The organism is Streptomyces sp. NPDC017936 (genome assembly GCF_044328485.1).
GTDB lineage: Bacteria > Actinomycetota > Actinomycetes > Streptomycetales > Streptomycetaceae > Streptomyces.
Map to the genome: position 1 here is coordinate 1 of NZ_JBIRHK010000004.1, position 14,772 is coordinate 14,772.

A 14,772-nucleotide genomic window follows, 5' to 3' on the forward strand; every position below is an offset into this window, starting at 1 on the left:
TGATCGAGATCCGCAAGCAGAACCCCGCCTTCGGACTCGGCTCCTACACCGAACTGTCCTCGTCCAACCCGGCCGTGCTCGCCTTCCTGCGCGAGTACGAGGACGACCTCGTGCTGTGCGTCCACAACTTCTCGCGCTTCGCCCAGCCCACCGAGCTGGACCTGCGCCCCTTCCAGGGCCGTTATCCGGTCGAGCTGTTCGGCGGGGTCCGCTTCCCGGCGATCGGCGAACTGCCGTACCTGCTCACCCTCGCGGGCCACGGTTTCTACTGGTTCCGGCTCCGCAGGGACGCAGCCTAGAACCCCGCGGCGGGGCGGTTTCCCCTGCCCCGCCCGGGGCACGCATCAGTAACACCCCGACCCTCCCCGACCTCCCCGGGGAAAGGAATGTGACGCCATGGCGGACACGGTCACCCTTGCCGGCAGGACGAGTCCCGGCCTCCTCGCGTCCCTGACGCCCTTGCTGCGGGAGTGGCTGCCACGGCAGCGCTGGTTCGCCGGCAAGGGAAGCCCGGTCACCGGGTTCTCGCTGGTGGCGGCCACCGAGCTGCTGCCGGGCGGCTCCCGGCTCGGCCTGTACCACCTGCTGGTGCGCGCCCACCAGCCCGCCTCGCCCGGTGACTGCTACCAGCTCCTGATAGGCGTGCGCGAGGCGCTGCCGCCCCGGCTGGCGCCCGCGCTCATCGGTCACGTGCCGGACGGTCCGCTCGCGGGCCGCACGGTGTACGACGCCCTGTACGACACCCGGCCCGCCGAGGTGCTGCTGGAGGCGCTGCGCACGGGGGCCCGGGTCGGCGTCCTGCGCTGCGAGCGGGATCCGGCCCAGGAGATACGTTCCGGCCTGGTGCCCCGCCGGCTGACGTCCGAGCAGTCCAATTCCTCGGTCGTCTACGGCGACACGTTCATCCTCAAGCTGCTGCGCCGGGTCGTCCCCGGCGTCAACCCCGACCTGGAGCTGCCGCTGGCACTGGCCCGCGAGGGCTGCCCCCGGGTGCCGGCGCCGACGGCGTGGATGCACGCCGAGCTCGACGGGGAGTCGTACGTCCTGGGCGTGCTCCAGCCCTTTGTGCAGGGCGCGACGGACGGCTGGGAGCTGGCCCTGCGGGAGCTGGCCAAGGGGGAGGACTTCGTCGCCGAGGCGCGGGCGCTGGGGCGGGCCACCGCCGAGGTGCACACGGCGCTCGCCCGCGCGCTGCCCACGGCGACCCTGGGGCACGCCCAGGTGGGCCCGATGGTGGACGGCATGGTCGAGCGGCTCGACGCGGCCGCGCAGGCGGTGCCCGTGCTGCGGCCCTACGCCCCCGCCCTGCGCACGGCCTTCACGGCCCTGGCGGACCTCGCGGCCGAGGGCCACACCTGGACCGCCCAGCGCGTCCACGGCGACCTGCACCTCGGGCAGTGCCTGCGGGCCCCCTCCGGGCAGTGGGCGCTGATCGACTTCGAGGGCGAGCCGGCCCGGCCGCTGGCCGAGCGCCGGATGCCCCAGCCGACCGTGCGGGACGTGGCGGGCATGCTGCGCTCCTTCGACTACGCGGCCCACTCGGCCGACCCCCCGGCGCCGGGCTGGGCGCACGCCTGCCGGGCGGCGTACTGCTCCGGGTACGCCGAGGTGGCCGGCGCCGACCCGCGCACCGATCCGGTGCTGCTGCGGGCCTACGAGACGGACAAGGCCGTCTACGAGGTCGTCTACGAGGCCCGGCACCGCCCCGACTGGCTCCCCGTCCCGCTGTCCGCGATCCGCAGGCTCGCCGCATCCGATCCGTTCTGAGGAGGCTTCGCCCGTGACTTCCAGTCCCCCGTCCGACGGTTCCACCCCGAAGAAGAAAGCTGCCGCGAAGAAGGCGGCGGCGAAGGAGACCGTGGCGAAGAAGACGGTGGCCAAGAAGGCGGCGGCGAAGAAGGCGGTGGTCAAGAAGACGGCCCCGGTCGAGAAGGCCGCCGTCGAGAAGGCGGTCTCCAAGAAGGCGGTCTCGAAGAAGGCCGTGCCGGAGCAGCCCGTCGCCGCCGAGATCTCCGCCGCCGAGGTCGCAGCGACGAAGCCCGCCGTGAAGAAGGTGCCCGCCCAGAAGACTGCCGCGAAGAAGGTGCCCGCGCAGAAGGCCGCCGCGAAGAAGGCCGCCGCGAAGAAGACCGTGGCCCGCAAGGCCGCGGCGGGCACCGCCACGACCGGGACGGCCGCGGCCGGGAGGACGGCCGCGCGGAAGGCCACCGCGCAGGACGCCCCGGCCGTGCAGGCTCCGGCGGGGACGGCCCCGGACGGGCTCCCCGCCGCCGAGCCTTCCGCCGAGCCCCTGGACGTCGGCCCCTCCCCCGCCCTGGACCCGGCCGACCGCGAGCGGCTGCTGCTCGGCACCCACCACGATCCGCACTCCGTGCTCGGCGCGCACCCCGCGCCCGGCGGCGGAGTCGTCGTCCGGGCCTTCCGCCCGTACGCGCTGTCCGTGACCGTCGTCTCGGGCGACCTGCGCGCCGTCCTCCACGACGACGGGGACGGCTTCTTCTCCGGTCTGCTGCCCCTGCGCGAGGTCCCCGACCACCGCCTCCTCGTGACGTACGAGGGCACGGTCCACGAGACCGAGGACGCGTACCGCTTCCTGCCGACGCTGGGCGAGCTCGACCTGCACCTGATCGGCGAGGGCCGGCACGAGCAGCTGTGGACGGTGCTCGGCGCGCACCCGATGACCCACCAGGGCGTGACCGGCACCCGCTTCTCCGTGTGGGCGCCGAACGCGCGCGGGGTGCGGGTGGCCGGCACCTTCAACTTCTGGGACGGCACCGGGTACCCGATGCGTTCGCTCGGCTCCTCGGGCGTGTGGGAGCTGTTCGTGCCGGACGTCGGCGAGGGCGAACTGTACAAGTTCGACATCGCCCGCCCGGACGGTTCGCGCACCCTGCGCGCCGACCCGCTGGCCCGCCGCACGGAGGCGCCGCCGGCCACCTCGTCGGTCGTCACCGCCTCGCACCACGAGTGGGGCGACCAGGAGTGGATGGCGCGCCGCGCCGAACGCCCCGTCCACGAGGCCCCGTTCTCGGTGTACGAGGTGCACCTGCCGTCCTGGCGTCCGGGCCTCACGTACCGGCAGCTCGCCGAGCAGCTGCCGGCGTACGTCAAGGACCTGGGCTTCACGCACGTCGAGCTGATGCCGGTCGCCGAGCACCCCTTCGGGGGATCCTGGGGCTACCAGGTCACCGGCTTCTACGCGCCGACGGCCCGGCTGGGCACGCCCGACGACTTCAGGTACCTGGTGGACGCGCTGCACCGGGCCGGCATAGGCGTCCTGATGGACTGGGTGCCGGCGCACTTCCCGCGCGACGACTGGGCGCTCGCCGAGTTCGACGGGCGGCCCCTGTACGAGCACGCGGACCCGCTGCGGGCCGCGCACCCCGACTGGGGCACCCTGGAGTTCGACTTCGGGCGGCGCGAGGTGCGCAACTTCCTGGTCGCCAACGCCACGTACTGGTGCGAGGAGTTCCACATCGACGGGCTGCGCGTCGACGCCGTCGCCTCGATGCTGTACCTCGACTACTCGCGCGAGCCGGGCGGGTGGACGCCGAACGAGCACGGCGGCCGGGAGAACCTGGACGCGGTGGCCTTCCTCCAGGAGATGAACGCCACCGTGTACCGCAGGAACCCGGGCGTGGTGACGATCGCCGAGGAGTCGACGGCCTGGGACGGCGTCACCCGGGCCACCCACCACCGGGGGCCGAGCGGCTTCGGCGGGCTCGGCTTCGGGCTGAAGTGGAACATGGGCTGGATGCACGACTCGCTGCAGTACATGGCCCACGAGCCGGTGCACCGCAGGTACCACCACCACGAGATGACCTTCTCGATGGTGTACGCGTACAGCGAGAACTACGTCCTGCCGATCTCCCACGACGAGGTCGTCCACGGCAAGCGCTCGCTCGTGTCGAAGATGCCGGGCGACTGGTGGCAGCAGCGGGCCGGCCTGCGCGCGTACCTGGCCTTCATGTGGTCCCATCCCGGCAAGCAGCTCCTGTTCATGGGCCAGGAGTTCGCGCAGGGCGCGGAGTGGTCCGAGGCCCACGGCCCCGACTGGTGGCTCCTCGACCCCGCCTACGGTGCCGAGGCCGACCACCGGGGCGTACGGGACCTGGTGCGCGACCTGAACGCCGTCTACCGGGCGACGCCCGCCCTGTGGGAGCGGGACACCGTCCCCGACGGCTTCCGGTGGGTGGTGGGCGACGCCGCCGACGACAACGTCCTCGCCTTCCTGCGGTACGACGCCGACGGGACGCCGCTGCTGGCCGTCTCGCACTTCGCGCCCGTCGTCCGGCACGACTACCGCCTCGGCGTCCCGGACGACGTCCCGGCCTGGCACGAGGTCCTCAACACCGACTCCGAGCGGTACGGCGGCAGCGGTGTCGCGCACCCCGACCCGGTCAAGCCCGAGCCGCAGGGCCTGCACGGGCGCCCGGCGAGCATCCGGCTGACCCTGCCCCCACTGGCGACGGTCTGGCTGCGCCCGGCGTAGCGGTCCTCGCCCCGCCGCCCCTGCGGCAGCGGCCGCGGTCCTGGAGGTCCCGCGTCACGCGAGGGCTTCGGCCAGGGCCTTCGGCAGCTCGGCCCGGTGGACGACGCCCAGCCGCTGGGTGGCGCGGGTCAGGGCGACGTACAGGTCGCTGGTGCCGTAGGCGCCCGGTTCGACCACGAGCACGGAGTCGAACTCCAGGCCCTTGGACTGGCGGGGGTCGAGCAGGACGACCTTCCGGGTGAGGTCGGGTTCGGCGCCCGCGGTGACCCCGTCCAGCCGGGCGGCCAGGCGCCGGTGCAGGGCGCGCGGGGCGATCACCGCGAGCCGGCCCTCGGCCGGGGTGAGCTCCCCGACCGCCTCGGCGACCGCGCCGGGCAGGTCGTCGGTGGCGCGCGCCCAGGGCCGTACGCCGGTGGAGCGCACCGAGCCGGGCGGGACGAAGTCCGGGTCCTCGGCGCGGACGACGGCCGCCGCGACGTCCATGATCTCGGCCGGGGTGCGGTAGTTGACGCCCAGGCGGGTGTGCTCCCAGCGGTCCTCGACGTACGGCTGGAGGATGTCCCGCCAGGAGCCGACGCCGGCCGCCTCCGCGGTCTGGGCCGGGTCGCCGACCAGGGTCATCGAGCGGGTGGGGCTGCGCCGCATCAGCAGCCGCCACGCCATCGGTGACAGCTCCTGCGCCTCGTCGACGATGATGTGCCCGAACGCCCAGGTCCGGTCGGCGGCCGCGCGCTCGGCGGCGCTGCGGTGGTCGTCCTCCTCGTGCCGCTCGGCGAACCGCTCGGCGTCGATGATGTCGTGCGCGGACAGGACCTCGGAGCTGTCCGGATCGCTGTCCTCCTTGTCCTCGAACTCGTAGGTGCGGGAGGCGTAGGACACGTCGAGGACGCCCTGGGCGTAGGCGATCCGGGTCGTCCGCTCGTGCTCGGCCCGGGCGCGGGCCCGCCGGTCGTCCTCGCCGAGGAGTTCGGCGGTCTCGTCGAGCAGCGGGACGTCCGCGACGGTCCACGCCCGGGTCACCGGGCGGCGGACGGCGGCCGCGTCCTCGTCGCTCAGGTACCCCTCGGGTTCGGCGAGGAAGTCGGCCAGCACGCGCTGCGGGGTGAGGACCGGCCACAGCCGGTCGACGGCCGACCAGACCTCGGGGTTCTCGGCGAGTTCGTCGCGGATCTGGGTGATGTCGCTGGGGTCGAGCAGGTTGGACCCGTCGTAGGGGTCGGTGCCGACGCGCTCGGCGTACAGCTCGGTGAGGGTGTTGAGGATGTGGCCCTCGAAGTGCTCGCGGGCGGCGTTGTGCGGCAGTTTCGCGGCCCGGGCGCGCTCGCGGGCGACGGCCACGAGTCCGTCGTCGAGCATCAGGACCTCGCGGTCGTGCTCGATCGCGATCACCGGGTCGGGCAGCGCCTGCCGGTCGCGCACGACGGCGGCGAGGACGTCGGCCATCTCGGCGCGGCCCTTCACGGCGGCCGCCTCGGGCGTGTCCGCGGCCGTCGCCCGCACGCCCGGGTACAGCTCGCCGACCGTCGCGAGCAGGACGCCGGTCTCGCCCAGCGAGGGCAGCACCTCGCCGATGTAGCCGAGGAAGGCGGGGTTGGGGCCGACGATCAGGACGGCCCGCCGGGCGAGCAGGTCGCGGTGCTCGTACAGGAGGTAGGCGGCGCGGTGCAGGGCGACCGCCGTCTTGCCGGTGCCGGGACCGCCCTCGACGACCAGCACCCCTCGGTGCGGGGCGCGGATGATCTCGTCCTGCTCGGCCTGGATGGTCTGCACGATGTCGTGCATGCGGCCGGTGCGGGCGGCGTCCAGGGCGGCGAGCAGCACGGCGTCGCCGGCCGGGTCCTCGTACCCGGTGCGGGTGGTGTCGCCGAGGTCGAGGAACTCGTCGTGCAGGGCGGTGACGCGGCGGCCCTCGGTGGAGATGTGCCGGCGGCGGCGCAGGCCCATCGGGGTGTGACCGGTGGCCAGGTAGAAGGGGCGGGCGACGTCGGCGCGCCAGTCGACGAGGACCGGGGTGCGCTCGGCGTCGTCCCGGCGCAGTCCGATCCGGCCGATGTGGTGGCCGGCGCCGGAGGCCAGGTCGATCCGGCCGAAGCACAGCGAGCCGTCCACGGCGTTCAGCGCGGCGAGCAGCCCGGAACGTTCGGCGACGAGGATGTCCCGCTCCAGGCGGGCCTGCTGGGGCTTGTCGCCCTGGGCGAGGGCGTCGCCGACGGACGCCTCGGTTTCGCCGCGCAGGACGTCGACGCGGGCGTACAGGCCGTCGATGAATTCCTGTTCGCGACGCAATTCACTGTCAGGAAAACCGTTGTTTGACAATTCCGCTCCCGCCCGGATATACTGTGCTCACTGAACTTTTCCGCGACCTGGAAATAACGGTCGCGAACCATTGAATATACGCAGAAAAATCCCCCGTGCGCAATTGCACGGGGGATTTTTCGCGCGGGCGGGGTGCGGACCGCGTTCAGAGCACGTCGGACAGCTCCTCCAGCAGCAGCCGCTTGGGCCGCGCCCCCACCATCGCCTTCACCGGCTCGCCGTCGCGGAACACCATGAAGGTGGGCATCGACAGCACCTTGTAGTGGTTGGTCGTCGCCGGGTTGTGGTCCACGTTCAGCTGCACCACCTTCAGCCGCTCCCCCTCCTCCTCGGCGAGGGCGCCGAGCACCGGCGCCATCTGCCGGCAGGGCGGGCACCAGTCGGCGGTGAACTCCACCAGCACCGGCCGGTCCGCCCCCAGCACCTCCGCCCCGAAGTCCGCGTCCGACACCTCGGGCACCGCCGCCGTCTTCGTCACCGTTGCCGTCCTCCCAGTTCGCACTCGGGTTCCGGACCCCCCGGAACCAGCGCCTCGGCGCCCAGCTCGTCCCGCGCCCGCTCGGCCCGCGCGAGCTGCCCGGCCACCTTCTCCCGGACCGCCCCGAGCTCCGCGAGGAGCGCGTCGAGCTCGTCCAGCTTGCGCCGGTACACCGCGAGCGACGCCGGGCAGGAGTCGCCCTCCGGGTGCCCGGCCCGCAGGCACTCCACGAAGGGCCGGGTCTCCTCCAGCTCGAACCCGACGTCCTGCAGCGTCCTGATCTGCTGCAGCAGCCGCAGGTCGCGCTCGTCGTACGCGCGGTGCCCCAGTTCGTCGCGCCGCGCGGGCAGCAGCCCCCGCGATTCGTAGTACCGCAGCGCCCGCGTGGTGGTCCCGGCCCGTGCGGCCAGCTCGCCGATTCGCATGCGTACGAACGTAAGGGTTGACGCCGACGTCAGGGCAAGAGCGGCCCGTGGACCTCGCGGCCCACGGGCCCCTCGTCAGGCGCAGCGCAGTTGGGCGTTGACGTCTGCCCGGGTCATCGCCTTGCCCGTGTACGTCATGAACTCGTCCTTCCCGAGCCGGGCGCCCTCGAGCCGGGAGAGGTCGATCCAGCCGTCCCGTCCGTCCGCCTCCTCGCCCGCGGCCCGCTCGGAGACGGACACGTAGAAGCCGTCGGGCAGCTCGCCGCGGAGCGGCCGGGTCTGCACACCGAAGCTGACGTCGTTGCCGACCTCGAAGAGGCCCTGCGCCACGTCCGGCGACCGCGGGCCGCCGGCCTTCCACAGCGTCGTGAAGTCGTCGTCGTCCGCGTAGATCTCCGCTCCCGAGACGGTGGTCCCGGGACAGATCGGATACGCGACCACGAGGCCGCCCCCCGGGCTCCGGGCGTACCCGAAGTCCGGGGGGTCCGGCGCCTGCGTGTGGCACCCGGTGGTGACGGCGATCGCGGCGAACGCCGTCACCAGGGCGAGCGTCTGCCTCCTCATGGGCAAGGAAGGTACCCGCCGTCGCCGAGGCCCGCCTCGATCTCGAAGCTGTTGGTGCAGGCCTCGGTGCCTTCCTGGAAGTAGTCCCAGGCCATCCGGAAGCCCAGGTCCTCCCACTGCTTCATGTGCACGCCCTCGTGCTTCAGGCGCTCCTTGGTCGTGTCCTCCGGTCCGTAGCCGGTCACGTACGTGTCGCCGACCGTCGTGCCTCCCCTGCCGTAGAGCCAGGAGGAATCGGTCTGGCAGACGTTGAGCCCCTTGCTCTCGAAGCAGTCGAGGTTGCTGCCCAGCATGGCGGTGATCGAGAGGTACCCGAGGCCGGCCACCTCGCTCTGCGTCTTCTGCCCGAGCAGCTTCTCGCTGAGCTTCTCGAACATGCCGCAGCCGTGACCGCCCTCGCAGGTGAAGGGGCCGCCGTCGAAGTCCCCTCCTCCGCCGCCGCTCGCGTTCAGGTACTGCGCCTGGAGCGTGAACAGCTTCTTCTGGCAGGCCTTGTCGCAGTCGTCCGGCATGGTCCACTCGGGGATGGCCAGCATCGCCGCCGTGTTCGGCAGCTGGTACCCGTGGATGAGCGAGTCGAGCACCGCCATCTGCGCGACGTGCTTGGCGTTGACCCACTGCTGGTAGTAGATCTTCGCCACGCACGCGGAGTCGCAGTAGTTGCCGCTCGCGTCCTTGTGGGTCTTGCCCGGCTGGCCGAGGGTGAGGCCGTTGCCGTCGTGGGTGGCGGGTTCCGGCATGGGGTCGCCGTCGTCGGGGCAGTCCGGCTCGCCCGGGACCCCGCACAGCAGCGCCAGGCCCGACGGGTCGGAGCCGGTCACCGGGTTCTGGGCGGCGTAGCTGTAGCCGTTCAGCGTCTGCGGCAGGTCGAGCTGGAGCACGGGGTCGACGCTGAGGAACTGGCCGGTCGACGGGTCGTACTCCCGTGCCCCGACGTGGGTCAGGCCGGTGCCGGTGTCCGCCGGCTTGCCGAGGAAGCCCTTGTCGTCGGGCCAGACGCCGGTGGTCGCGCCCCGGCCCGTCCCGAAGGGAGTGGTGTAGCGCTTGGTCAGGGTCTGCGCGGAGTCGGCGCCGACGGCGACCGATCCGGTGCCGTGCTGGTCGGCGGCGAGGAAGCTGAGCTTCTCGGTGCCGGACTGGTTGGTGCGCACGGCGATGGTGGCTCCGGCCGCCGCGTAGGTGCGGCTGGCCCACTTCCGGCCCGCCTTGAGGTGGACCTCGGTGGCGCCGAGGTAGAGGACGGTCTCGCCGCCGCTCGCGGTGTCACGGCGGACGAGGAGTTCGCCGTCGGCGTCGTAGAGGTACCCGGTGGCCGCCGTGCCCTCGGTCAGTCCGACGAGCTTGCCCTCGCCGTTCCAGTCCAGGCTCTGGCCGGTGGCCGAACCGGCCTTCTCGACACGCTTCTCGGTGTTGCCGGTGTCGTCGTAGGTGTACTGCGCGGCCACCCCGGTGCAGGTGCTTCCGGTGGTGGTGGCCGTCAGCGCGTGCGGACGGGTGGTGTCGTTGTAGCAGGAGGTGGTGGTGACGGGGGTGGCGGTGTTCTGCTTCTCGGTCTTCCGCTGCCCGCCGGCGGTGTAGGTGTACGACGTCCAGTACGGTGCCGGGCCGCCCAGGTTGGCGACGGTCCGCCCCGAGGCCGCGCAGTCGGCGGTCTTCGGCGTCCAGGCCTCGGTCAGACGGCGCTGGGCGTCGTAGGCGAAGCACTGGCTGTCGGTGCCGGTGCCGATGTCGGCGCCGTCGAGGACGGAGGTGACGTTGCCTGCCTGGTCGTAGGCGTAGGTGAGGTCCTGGACCGGGCCGCGGGTCTGGTCGTCGACGGCCGCGTTCAGCAGCCGGCCGGTGCCCTTCTCGTAGGTGTGGGTGAGGAAGACGCGCTTGGTGCCGGCGGCGGTGCCCAGTTGCAGCTGCCCGACCTGGCCGAGCGCGGTGTAGTCGGCGGCGAGGAGGTAGCCGGTCGCGCCGGACAGCTCGTTCGGCAGGCCCGCGCCGTTGTAGCGGGTCTCGACGGTCTCGGCGGCCAGACCGCCGGCGGCCGGCACCTTGGTGGTGCCGACCGTGCCGTCGAGCCGGTACGTCGTCTCGAACGTGCTGGTGGCGGCGATCGCGCCGGAGGTCACCAGCGGGTCGTCGGAGGGCAGCGTCAGCGTGGTGGCCGTGGCCCGCCCGAGGGTGTCGTAGGCGGTGATCTGCCGGGCGTAGGCCTTGCCGCCCTCGTACCGGGTGGCCCCGGCGGGCAGGCCCTTCTGGACGCTGTCGAAGGTCCAGGCGGCGAGCTTGTTCGCGTCGGTGCGCTCCGTCTGCCACAGGCCCGTGGTGCGCCCGAGCTCGTCGTAGGCGTGGAGCAGCAGCCGGTCCTCGTCGTCCTTGGTGGTGTCGATCTGGTCGAGGTCGGTGTAGGTGGTGACGGTGGTGCCCCGGTCCGGGTCGACCGACTTCACCTGGCGCCCGAACAGGTCGTAGGTGTACGACCACGTGGTGTCGTCCGGGCCGGTGACCGTCTGCTGCTTGCCGTCGGCCGTGTAGCTCTGGCGGACGCGGGTGTAGGAGGTGCCGGTGGCGGAGCCGTACTCGGTGTCGTTCGGCTGGGTGCCCGCGTAGGTGCGGGTCTCCGTGGTGCGGCCGAAGACGTCGGTGACGGTGCGGGTGGCGTTGCCGCCGTTCACCGCGCTGGTGGCCGTGGAGTCACCCGTGTAGGCCGTGGTGGTGCTCCACTTCTTCACCCCGTCGACGAGGAGGGTCGACTTCACGGTCCGGCCGGCGCCGTCGTACTCCGTCTCGGTCTGGCTGCCTCCGCCGTACGGCGTCTGGGCGTAGGTGCCGGTGGGGGCCGTGGTGTTGTCGTAGACGTCCGCGTAGGTCTCGTGGGCGAGGCCGCGGCTGTCGTAGCGGGTGTCGGTCAGGATGCGGCCGCCCTGCGGCGACGGGCGCTGGGTCTGGACGGGGCGCAGCTGCGAGTCGTGGAGCGAGTAGGTCGTGCTGTAGGTGCTGCCGTCGGCCTTGAGCGTGGCCACCGACGTCCAGGGGGCCTTGTCGCGCACCAGGCCGTAGGCGTACTTGACGTTCGGGGTGTCGTTGCCCGACTTGGAGCGGTCGGGCAGCCAGGTGGCGGTGATGCGGCCGAGGGCGTCGTAGGTGTGCTCGGTGCGCCGGGTGTTCTGGTCGAGGACGTAGCTCTCCGTGCCGCGCGCCGGGTCGTGGACCGTGGTGGTCTGGTGCGCCTGGCCGTTGGAGGCGAGCTTGGGCTTGGTGACGGTCGTGGTGCCGAGCGGGCCCGCGGCGGCCGGGAAGTAGGCGGTCGTCGTGGTGCGGCCCTTGGCGTCCGTCACGGTGAGCGGCCGGCCGAGCTTCGCCGTCGCCGTGTCGTAGGTGGTCGTGGTGACGGTCTGCCAGCCGGTGGCCGGCAGGGGGTTGCGCTCGGCGGTGCCGGAGGCGGCCGGGTAGGCCTTCGCCCGGCCCGTCCAGGTGGCCAGGCCCAGCGTCGGGACCTGGTCCGGGGACCAGCCGGTGGCGGCCGGGTTGTCGTACACCGTCGCCGTGTCGGACAGGACGTCACCGCGGGTCGCCGGGGTGGTGGGCAGGGAGAGCGAGGCGTCGGCGGTGGCGCAGGGCCTGGCGACGGTGCGGGTCCGTGAGACGAGCCCGGTCAGGCCCTTGGCGTCGTTGCGGGCGTACCAGGTGCGGGTGCAGGTCTCGTCCCCGGTGACCGACCAGTCGCCGTGGTTCTCGACCGAGGTCACCATGCCGTACGTCGGGTCGTAGGTGAAGGAGGTCGCGGCCTGCCGCCACTTGCGGGCAGCGGTGAGGTAGGTGTGGCTGTAGGTACGGGCCGTCTTGACGAAGTACGCCTTGATGTGGGCGTACGACTTCTGCTGGCTCGCGGTTTCCTCGGCCCACAGGTTGTTGACGGTGGTGGAGATCGCGGTGGTGCCGTCGTAGACGATCTCCTGGCGCAGCCGGCCGGAGAAGTGGTCCTGGTCGGTGACGTCGGCGACGTCGAGGTTGTCGGTGGTGACGGCGGTGGTGTTGTCGAGGTCGATGCCGGGTACGGTGGCCGACCGGGTCGTGCCGTCCTTGCGCTTGTCGCCGTTCATGCCCCGCATGAACAGCTTCACCGTCTTCGACCGGGTGGCGCCGGCCTCACCGGTGTAGGCGGTGACCTTCTGGTAGCCGCGCCACACCGACCAGGTGCGCTCCTTCTCCTTGGTGAAGGGGCTGTCGTTGTGGTGCCAGCCGGGGTTCGCGTAGTCGTACGTCGTCTGGGTGCCGGGGTTGCCCGCGCCCGGGTCGTTGGTGGTGATCGCGGTGACGCGGTACTTGTGGAACCAGTCCAGCTGCGGGTCGCCGCCGTTGACGTTCCAGTACACCGGGTAGCAGGCCAGGTTGTTGTCGTCCTCGGCGGCGGGCATCCTGCTGCCGCGCACGCACTCCGGGTCGGAGAAGGTGACCGAGGTGATCGCGCCGGTCTCGGACACGAGGGACGCGATGCGGGGGCGGGTCAGCGCGAGGATGTCGTCGCTGGTGGAGTCGACCCGGTTGGGGCGCTGCTGGTAGGTGAACTCCACCGGCGGCAGGGCGATGTCGGTGCCGTTCTTGCCGGTGTGCCTGAGCGACTTCAGGACCAGGACCTGGTCGGAGCTGTTGCCGATGTCCTGGCCGTCGAAGAACTCCTGCTCCAGGGTGTAGGAGTCGACCGGCAGGAAGGCGTCGGGTTCGGCGGCCCGGGACCAGAAGTGGGTGGTGATGCCCGTCAGGCGCTTGCGGGTGAAGAAGCCGGGGGCGGTGGCCTTGCAGTCGTCCTCGTCCGCCGAGCAGATCCCGTCGAAGGGGACGTCGGGCCAGTCGTCGGCGGTGTCCTCGGTCAGCGAGGAGCAGTCCGAGGCGGTGCAGCGCTCCTTGTAGGTGTAGGTCACCTTGTCGGATGCGGGCGCGGTGAACAGGGTGTCGCGGCGCTGGCCGTAGCGGATCTCGGTGAGGTGTCCGCCGCGGGTGTAGGAGGCGAGGGCGGTCTTGTCGCCGTTCTTGGCGTAGTGGTTCGTCTCGGCCGTGTACCAGTAGGTGGCCGCGTTGCCGTGGACGTCCTCGATCAGGTCGAGGTTCCAGCGCCAGGCCTGGGTCTGGGAGCGGCTCTTGAACTCGCCGCCCTTGTCGTAGCCGGGTTCGCCGCTGTCGTCGCCGAAGACGGGGACCGTCCACACGGACTGGGTGCGCTCGCTGCCCGCGCCCGGCAGTCTGTTCAGTCCGAAGGTGTACGTCGTGCCGTCGCCGGTCACCAGCGTCCAGTACTCGCCGTCCGCGTCGCCGTTGTCCGCGCCGGTGTGGCGGACGACCTTGGAGGCGTCGTCGCCCTTGAGGTGCCACTCACCGGTGGTGTCGTCCTTGACGAGCTCGTCGGCCTTGCCGTTGAGCACCAGGGAGGCGTTGTCGTACTTCCAGCACAGGTCGTGCTCGTCGGTCTGGCCGTCGTCGTCGCAGGAGCCGTAGGTGCGGGTGACGTACGACGAGGTCAGGTCGAAGCCCTCGCCCACCGGGGACGACTGGTTGTTGGTGTTGGCGGTCCGCCCGTCGACGCTGCCGGAGTCGTACGACAGCGTCACGGCGGGCGTGGGGCCGGCGGCCGCGGGCGGCACGGTGATCGGGTAGGACCAGGAGAACGAGCCCGAGGACGCGCCGGCCTCCCAGCTCGAGGACGCCGACAGCGGCGTGGCCGCGAAGTCGCCGCTGCCCGCGGTGGACTCGGTCGCCGCGGTGGCCGTCACCGCCATGACGGTGGGGGCCGTGCCCGCCAGCGTCGTCTGCGCGGTGAGCTGTTCGCCGGTGACGTCGTTGGTGGACGCCACCGGGGTGGCGGTGCGGCAGGCCGCCTGTTGCGGGGTGGTCAGCGCGCAGGCGGGGAGCATGACCAGGCCGAGGCGCGAGGCCCAGTCACCGCCGATCGCGGAGGCGAACGAGCTGTAGTCGACGGTGAGCCGGGCGGCGCCGGGCTTCGCCGTGCCGACGGTGAACACGACGCCCGTGACGCCGGCCGCGCGGGCCGCGTCCTGCCCGAGGACGCGCACCGTGGCCTCACCGGCGGCCTTCGCGCCCTTGGCCGCCGGTGCCGTGGCGACGGAGACGAGACGGCCGTCCTCGGCGGGCCGCGCCGTGACGGGGCTCGTCCGTGCGGAGGGCTCGGGCCAGGACGTCCGGCGTTCGGCGCGTGCGGCGTCGACGCGCTTCTGGTCGGCCTTCTTCTCCTGACGCACCTTGGCGCGCGCGGCGTTGGCCTGGGGAGTGGTGATCTCCCTTACCTCGGCCGGCTTCACGCCGGGCACGGCGGGGCGGCCCGGTGCCTCGGCCGCGGTGGCGACCGGGACCAGGACGGTGGGCACCGACAGCACCGTGGCCAGCGCGACGGTCAGGGCCGCGCGTCTGAGGCGGCGCGGCCGGGCCGGGGGAACGGAGGCGGACGGGGACGGGCGGGACGGGGAGGGGAACGGGCGCAGGGACACGGATCGCTC

Annotated in this window: 8 protein-coding genes; 3 read left to right on the plus strand and 5 right to left on the minus strand. The window is 72.5% G+C overall.

The window, feature by feature from the left end; translation table 11 throughout:
* From ACH4F6_RS09485 to glgB, 3 genes are all read left to right on the plus strand, one after another.
* Window positions 1–299, plus strand: a 299-nt coding sequence (locus ACH4F6_RS09485; RefSeq protein ID WP_397959341.1) for an alpha-glucosidase C-terminal domain-containing protein, incomplete at its 5' end; no start/stop codon positions are given.
* A 97-nt stretch (window positions 300–396) separates the two neighbouring features.
* Entirely contained in the window at window positions 397–1,767 is a 1,371-nt protein-coding gene (locus ACH4F6_RS09490) for a maltokinase (RefSeq protein WP_397959342.1), read from the plus strand.
* 13 nt (window positions 1,768–1,780) lie between these two features.
* Window positions 1,781–4,492, plus strand: a complete 2,712-nt coding sequence (glgB, locus tag ACH4F6_RS09495) for a 1,4-alpha-glucan branching enzyme (RefSeq protein ID WP_397959343.1) — start codon at window positions 1,781–1,783, stop codon at window positions 4,490–4,492.
* A gap of 54 nt (window positions 4,493–4,546) precedes the next feature.
* On the opposite strand, the gene ACH4F6_RS09500 is transcribed toward glgB, so the two are convergent.
* The 5 genes from ACH4F6_RS09500 to ACH4F6_RS09520 form a co-directional block, all read right to left on the minus strand.
* Complete coding sequence (locus ACH4F6_RS09500) at window positions 4,547–6,778, minus strand: HelD family protein (RefSeq protein ID WP_397959344.1); 2,232 nt, start codon at window positions 6,776–6,778, stop codon at window positions 4,547–4,549.
* 175 nt (window positions 6,779–6,953) lie between these two features.
* Complete coding sequence (locus ACH4F6_RS09505; protein ID WP_397959345.1) at window positions 6,954–7,286, minus strand: thioredoxin family protein; 333 nt, start codon at window positions 7,284–7,286, stop codon at window positions 6,954–6,956.
* Window positions 7,283–7,711, minus strand: a complete 429-nt coding sequence (locus ACH4F6_RS09510) for a MerR family transcriptional regulator (RefSeq protein ID WP_397959346.1) — start codon at window positions 7,709–7,711, stop codon at window positions 7,283–7,285. The genes ACH4F6_RS09505 and ACH4F6_RS09510 overlap by 4 nt, the downstream gene beginning before the upstream one ends.
* 75 nt (window positions 7,712–7,786) lie before the next feature.
* A complete protein-coding gene (locus ACH4F6_RS09515; protein WP_397959347.1) occupies window positions 7,787–8,275 on the minus strand; it encodes a hypothetical protein in 489 nt (162 codons plus the stop codon).
* On the minus strand, window positions 8,272–14,763 hold the full coding sequence (locus ACH4F6_RS09520; RefSeq protein WP_397959348.1) for an RHS repeat-associated core domain-containing protein: 6,492 nt from the start codon (window positions 14,761–14,763) through the stop codon (window positions 8,272–8,274). Before ACH4F6_RS09520 ends, ACH4F6_RS09515 begins: the two co-directional genes overlap by 4 nt.
* Window positions 14,764–14,772: the final 9 nt, after the last annotated feature.

What these genes read in the sequence shown, in the direction of transcription:
- ACH4F6_RS09490 (WP_397959342.1), top strand. Translation starts at nt 397, where the DNA reads ATGGCGGACACGGTCACCCTTGCCGGCAGGACGAGTCCCGGCCTCCTC.
- ACH4F6_RS09510 (WP_397959346.1), bottom strand. Translation starts at nt 7,711, where the DNA reads ATGCGAATCGGCGAGCTGGCCGCACGGGCCGGGACCACCACGCGGGCG.
- ACH4F6_RS09515 (WP_397959347.1), bottom strand. Translation starts at nt 8,275, where the DNA reads ATGAGGAGGCAGACGCTCGCCCTGGTGACGGCGTTCGCCGCGATCGCC.